Genomic DNA, 6,089 nt, shown 5'->3' with positions numbered 1-6,089 from the left:
TGAAGCTCTTGCCCGGGAAACAAACTCAAACTAACAGTCCCTTGTCCTGCCTCGCGGGTGGAGGAATTTGACTGACCACACCCGGAGGAATTTGAAGTGACCCGCGGGGAGATAGCGGGCTCCGACCTTTCTCATACTGGTGTCTCTTACGGGGCTGTCGGCGTCTACCCCTAATTCAAGGACACTCCCTTCGAGCAGGCGGAGTTGGGTCAAATCGGGGACATGCACCATCTCAAATTGCTGTTACAGGCGGTATCCTTGGAGATCAGCATTGCTCTCCGAAGGCAAAGGTCACACGCTCGAATCGTGTCGGGTGCGCAGCAAAATCAGGCGTTTAGCTGATTTTCAGCGTGCGTCCCACAGCGCCGCCCCAGACAAGCAGAGCACTTTGAAATGGAGCTGAAGGCGGCTTATCCCCAACTCGCGGTTGATGAGAAAGATTCCTTTGTTCAGCAGGGTCGGCCGCGATCGGCCGTCCGTAGCGAGAGACCCCAAGGCCTAGTTCGGAGCCCATGAGCCCGTCGAAGCGAAGGCCGCCCTCAAGTCCGAAGTCTGCAATAACCCCATTTTCAAGAATTTAACCGGGAGGCGCTATCGCTCGTCTGCCGCCGCGCTGCCCCAGAGCGCGGGGCCGGGATGTGCATGGTCGCCTAAGACGCCGACAGTTGTCTTTATCGGCAGCACAGCAGTCGGACTGGCTGTCGTCGAAATGTCAGAAGAAGTGCTGCTACGATATGTTGGAGGAAGGTACGTCCGTGAATCGGACCACGTCCCGCCTACCTCATATCGAGAAGACCGCACCACCTGGTCGACGCCACACGATCTTCCATCTGGCCGCCTCCGATTGGTTGCCTACTCCCCATACTACCCCGTCAACTGGTCAACAACCTGGCAAGACACGAAAGACGCCACACTTCGATCGGACCTGAAGCAAATCGTAAAGTCGCTGGAAGTGGCTGCCAACGAGATCGCCACCAGATTAGAAGAAGCCAACAGAAAGGCAGAGATCACTCGCATAGAGCAGCTTGCTACAGAAAAGAGGCACAACCGAGCGGAAGATAAGCGCCGCGCACAGCAGTCAATCAAAGACAGCCAGGAGCACCTCGGACAAATCATTCAGCAATGGTCAAACGTGATGAACGTTGAGCGATTCCTCTCCGGGGTGGAGCAGCGCGTAGCCGACCTGCCTGAGACCGAGAAAAACGCGGTTCTGGAACGCTTGAATCTCGCGCGCGAATTCATGGGCAGCCAAGATCCGCTGGATTTCCTGCGATCGTGGAAGACGCCTCAGGAGCGCTACCAACCTGCCACCGTAGGGGCTTGCCTAGGCTGCTGAGGCTAGGGCCTCAGTAACAGCGTCAGGATTCTTCTCGATAACCTTTAGTAGGATGCGCGCCGCCACCTCGGGCTTACGCCGCTTTTGCTCCCACTCTCTTAGAGTTGCGAGAGGTATCGCCACCGATATCCCGCGCAACACTGGCGCCGTACTGGCCCGCGAGATCGGCCGGGCCAAACATCTCGCCATCGCTGTCTGGCTGAAAACGACCGTTGTGGATGATCGGGAAATAATAGCGCTGCATAGCTTTGGCCCTCCGTCAGTGGTGATCATGTGCCAACATCAGGCCTGGGCGTCCCTGTCTAAATTGAGAGGGACCGCTGTGCACCCGCGCCATCGCCCGCCCCCTCTGCGGAACGCCATGAGCCCGCATCATTATTTCTTCGGGATTGTCTCGACAGATTCTCGTCAGCCCGCTCGGTCATACCAGTTGACCTCGGTGCGGCGCGTTGCTCCGATTGATTCACGGCCGCCAAGCGATATCGCCGCGAAAGGGGCCGCTCGGCACCTACCCGAATTGGTGGACCCGCATCATTCACTCGGAATGCCCTTAACCGAACACGTTCCGACGGTACGCCCATAGACATCACGGCTGAGAGGTTGCAGCAAATTGCGTCGATTCATCATTCAAAATGGAAGGCCGACTCCGAAGGCGCGGGGGCGAACCTTTCTTAAGCGGAAGAGGCTTACACACCTTCTTGGAGCTACAATCGTACTCTGTTCGACGCGGCTCGCGCTCGCTGCGGACGCCCCCGGGCTGGAAACAGCGAACATTAGAGAATTCGTCTCGTACTTCAGCCCGAACGATTTCAAGATCGTTGATTCAGATGACCTTTATGCCGCCCCTGCAAGGTTCATCGGGCAGCCTATCGAGCTTAGAAACGTGAGGTGCCTCTACGCTATGGACGGCTACCACTGCATTGCACCTCAGCCCGGAATGGTTACGATTGTTTCTGCAAAGTCTGTCGCACCTGCGGCAGAACGGGAAGCCTTGAGGAACGACTGCGCGGAGATCCAGGCGATGGCTCACCTGCCCGCTTGCCGAAAGAATGTTCGAATTATCCCAGCTGACTTGACCGAAAGCTCCCTCCCCAACTACGCTGCGAAGCGCGTCGTTATGACGGCCGAGAGAATTGAAATACATCCGGCGTCGCAACCGAAGCATTAACGCCGCCGAATGCCGCGCGTTGCTGCTCCGTCTTCTGAGCCTCAAGGGAAGAAGCAGCGCGGGCGCGACTCGGCGTCGAAATGCGTAACCGACGCTGTCCCTACCGCGCCCGCGCTGCCCAGTGAAGCTAGCGGCGACATAACTCCGCGCTTCGCGACGGACCAATGAAGCGCTGTCCCTACCATGCGCCACCAACTTCGGCGGCCAGCCTTGCCATAACACGCTGACCACCCTTCCCGCGGGTGCCAGGCTGGCCCACAGGGTGCCCTCGCGTTGTATCGGCGAAAAGCCTCCCGGGCCCCTACCAGGATTGGTTGGGCTGCCTGGGCCGCCACTGAACGCTAAACTGGTCACCCAGCCTTTGCAGCACGAAGGAGAGAGCCCTGTGGTTAAACTCGCACGCGTTCGCTGCATCAATAAGACCGACAGGATGAATCCCCACGAGAGGATTGAAAGTGTCGGAGGTGAATATTCAAACGGAAGTCAATGGAAGCAGTCTGTCGTTCAGACGATCAGAGACATTGAAAGCGGCGAATGGGAGTTCTATGTCGAAGAAGACGGACTCATGGCTGGCGTGGTCGTGGCCGAACACAACGGGCACAAATACATCAAGACAACGGCGGACGGCGTTCAGCCAGACAATCTTCTTTCACTGGCTGAGTGCCCGTGATCCCCACTAGCGACGGCCTCCACGGCTAAGACCCCCCTTCCGCGAGCTAACGCTTTTTCCTTCCGGCCGCCCTGCGCATCCCGACACGGAGCTTCAGGGCCGCCAGCGCGGCGGCGCTCGTCAAACGATTTGCGCTCGTTCCAATCGGCTACGGCGCGGAGACTCGCCGCACCGGCGCCAGTGGAGATGGCCTGCTGCAGATGCGAATTGTTTATTCCCTCGGCCCGTTTCGGCTTCGATAAAGTGCGAGAAATTCTCGCACTTTCTCCAACGGCCATTTCTGCCTGCACCTGCTCCCAAATCTCCTTACGTCGCTTGATGTAAAACCTCTCGCACCTAGCCAACCACCGGACATTTGCGGAGAGCGAAGCCGTCTCTTTCCGGTGGACAGCCTTTGGTTGCGATAGCAACTTGGTCGTTTTTCAGGACGTGAGATTTGCTTATGCGCGATTAGCAACTGCCGTTTTCTCGCGTGTGCTCGGATTGCACCTCAAAGCGCGAACGAAGATCCTACCGCCGATTACTGTCATGCAGTGCGATTTTGACCGGTGCGTGATGCTGCTCTACATTTACACGGTCATAATGATCGAGTCGTGGCTCGATTTCTGGCTCGCGTCAGCCCAACGTCTCGCCCCAGCATGCTGCCCGTGCTGGGGTCTCTCTTTCGGAGACTGACTTGGAGTCCTGGCAGCCTGTCGGTCGTGATTGAAGCAAGACAGTCCGTCACCCTTTCGTCAGCTATCGCGAGCGCACCCAGTGCCTTTTATGACTAACCCGCACACCGCAAGCAGCGCGGGCGCGCTGGCGAAAGTCTCACAGGCATGCCACCCGAACCGGTTGGCACACACGCGGCTCTCCTAGAAGAGCGCGTATGCGTGCAGCGATCTTCCGCGCCTCCTTCGGCCCGAGGTTGGGTTTCAAGCTGTCGAGCCTCCTCGGCATTAGACGTCGCGACTTGGCGATCTGCTTGGCTCAAAGACTGATCGGCCGCGCTGGCCTGATTGGCTGCAAACACCGCAAGCGCTTGGGACCGCAGGGACGTGATTTGCTGCTCGAATATGTGCATCCATTGGCCTGTAGCTACCCTGTGTGGTGACGTCGCAAGCGATGGTGGCCAGCCTTCGCCCCTTGGATTGGCAGGGCTGGCCACCTTTGCTCCCGAGGGGCCCAAAATTCCCCCCTGGTGCCACCAAGGAGTATCGCTGAGAAGGACTGGAAGCACCTACCAGTACCAGTGGGTTGTCGCGCCCCCGCGTGCATGCCATATCAAAGTGCTCGGCCTGCAAATGTTCGAGCTGGCTCCGCTCATAGGAGTAACCGCCGTGCCTAGGACCGAAGTGGTAGCGGCAATCCAAGCATTCACGGACTACGTCCGTAGGCCAAGCCATACACCGGCAGAAGACACGTACGCGCCACAGCGAACTGAAGAACAGCTGGCCGATTGGCGATCCCGGGTTGAAGTTATCTGCTCAAAAATGGACGCGCTGGCGGATTGCCCTCTTTCGACCTTATCCGAATTCGAGGCGCTCAGACGCGAGATGGGGACAGATTTTCCCGCAACGCACCCGCTTTACTAAACCGTGTAGCGGACGCATTTTTACGCTGCGGGTCGACGGATGCCGGCCCCTTAATCAGGACGGAGCCGGATGATGCCTAGCACATTCTCGCTGCACAAGATCGACGAAGCTATACGCGACCTCGAAGAAAAAGTTGCTCACGGTGCAGAAATCAGCCGCGAGGAGCTCGCGAGCGGCATTCTGCGGATTACGAAGCGTCTTCGAGATGAACTCGAAGCCGCGCTCAAGGTAATCGATAGCCTCAAGGATCACACCGGGCTCACGGTGGCAGCCGCGCGACCTAAACAGCGGGAACGTTAGCGGTCACGTGACTCGGCGCTTTGGGGGGGACCGATAAAGCGCTGTCCCTATCACGCGCCGCCAACTTCGCCCGGTCAGCCTCAAGGGAGGGAGAAGCTGACCGGGCAACGTATCCTCCGGACGAATGCCCTAGAGCAACTACCAGGATAGGGCGGTACTTGGCAATCAGTCTCGGATCGCAGGCAGCGCCGTCGGGAGTCGCCATCGGCAACTTACTACCAAGGAAGGTACAGCGCGACGAACAGTACCAAGAGGATTAGAGCGCACGCCCACGCGAACAATAGCGCCTTATCCATCGGCCGATTCCGATCGATCTCCTCGGCCGCCCGCAGCGGCGTACCACTGCGGCCTTTTTTCGTTGAACGCACGTTGCGGTCCTTCACCCGATTCGTAGATTTTCCGCCGAGTCTTTTCCGCGATTGTTCACGACGTCGAAGCTAACCTTAGCTCCCTCTGCAAGTGAGGTGAAACCAGCCTTCTCAACTGCCGAGATGTGAACAAAGACGTCCTTCCCACCAGAATCCGGTTGAATAAACCCGTACCCCTTCGTCGGGTTGAACCACTTCACCGTCCCCATTGCCACTTAACTTCTCCATTTTTAAAAAACCAAAGCTATTCCCGACTTTCGACAAAAGAAAGGCTGGCGGTAACCCCTCGCTTAGGAGTCACACTCCCGAATGATTAGGTCGTTTCAATTGTTCCGGTGATAACGACTCCGCGTCCCGACGCGATGATCTCTTCTGGGGAATGTCGTGGTGGCTCCGCACCTCGTTGCGAGGCGCTACACGCTGAGGGACCAGGCCTCGCGTTCCGCGACTAACTGATTATTACGTTCCCGCTGTAGTTGTTTTCTATGAAATGCAGAACATCGGGAGGGGAAATGCCAGACGTACAGGTCACCTGCATCAACAAGCAGCCACGCGACAACTAGAGCTGGCCCCGCAAATTCGGACAGTAGCTTGAGTGGATTTTCTGCCTGACAGCGGCGAGGATTCTTGCTGCGAATCAGGAGCGAAGATGACGAAGAAGAGCCGCCGG

7 protein-coding genes are annotated in these 6,089 nt (G+C 57.8%); 4 read left to right on the top strand and 3 right to left on the bottom strand.

Translation table 11 applies throughout. From position 1 onward, the window contains the following. The first annotated feature begins 844 nt into the window (after positions 1–844). Entirely contained in the window at positions 845–1,336 is a 492-nt protein-coding gene (locus QJT78_RS47580) for a hypothetical protein (RefSeq protein WP_049808068.1), read from the top strand. Between the two features lie 73 nt (positions 1,337–1,409). Here the strand turns inward: QJT78_RS47580 and QJT78_RS47575 are convergent, their stop codons facing one another. Beyond that, on the bottom strand, positions 1,410–1,580 hold the full coding sequence (locus QJT78_RS47575) for a hypothetical protein (protein WP_157790395.1): 171 nt from the start codon (positions 1,578–1,580) through the stop codon (positions 1,410–1,412). 1,309 nt (positions 1,581–2,889) lie between these two features. On the opposite strand from QJT78_RS47575, the gene QJT78_RS47570 reads away from it, so the two are divergent. The 3 genes from QJT78_RS47570 (at position 2,890) to QJT78_RS47560 (ending at position 5,051) form a co-directional block, all read left to right on the top strand. After that, positions 2,890–3,174: a DUF3892 domain-containing protein gene (locus QJT78_RS47570; RefSeq protein ID WP_011090958.1), complete on the top strand. Its 285-nt coding sequence runs from the start codon at positions 2,890–2,892 to the stop codon at positions 3,172–3,174. Positions 3,175–4,045: 871 nt separating this feature from the next. Then, entirely contained in the window at positions 4,046–4,270 is a 225-nt protein-coding gene (locus QJT78_RS47565) for a hypothetical protein (protein ID WP_154694125.1), read from the top strand. A gap of 550 nt (positions 4,271–4,820) precedes the next feature. Continuing rightward, complete coding sequence (locus QJT78_RS47560; RefSeq protein WP_014498624.1) at positions 4,821–5,051, top strand: hypothetical protein; 231 nt, start codon at positions 4,821–4,823, stop codon at positions 5,049–5,051. A gap of 379 nt (positions 5,052–5,430) precedes the next feature. Here the strand turns inward: QJT78_RS47560 and QJT78_RS47555 are convergent, their stop codons facing one another. Continuing rightward, on the bottom strand, positions 5,431–5,634 hold the full coding sequence (locus QJT78_RS47555; RefSeq protein WP_028182460.1) for a cold-shock protein: 204 nt from the start codon (positions 5,632–5,634) through the stop codon (positions 5,431–5,433). Positions 5,635–5,832: 198 nt separating this feature from the next. Continuing rightward, a partial coding sequence (locus QJT78_RS47550) for a hypothetical protein (RefSeq protein ID WP_281460740.1) occupies positions 5,833–6,089 on the bottom strand: 257 nt, incomplete at its 5' end.

The sequence above is a fragment of the Bradyrhizobium sp. Mp27 genome, from assembly GCF_029953005.1.
Classification (GTDB): domain Bacteria; phylum Pseudomonadota; class Alphaproteobacteria; order Rhizobiales; family Xanthobacteraceae; genus Bradyrhizobium; species Bradyrhizobium barranii.
This window is presented reverse-complemented; position numbering and strand designations above follow the sequence as displayed.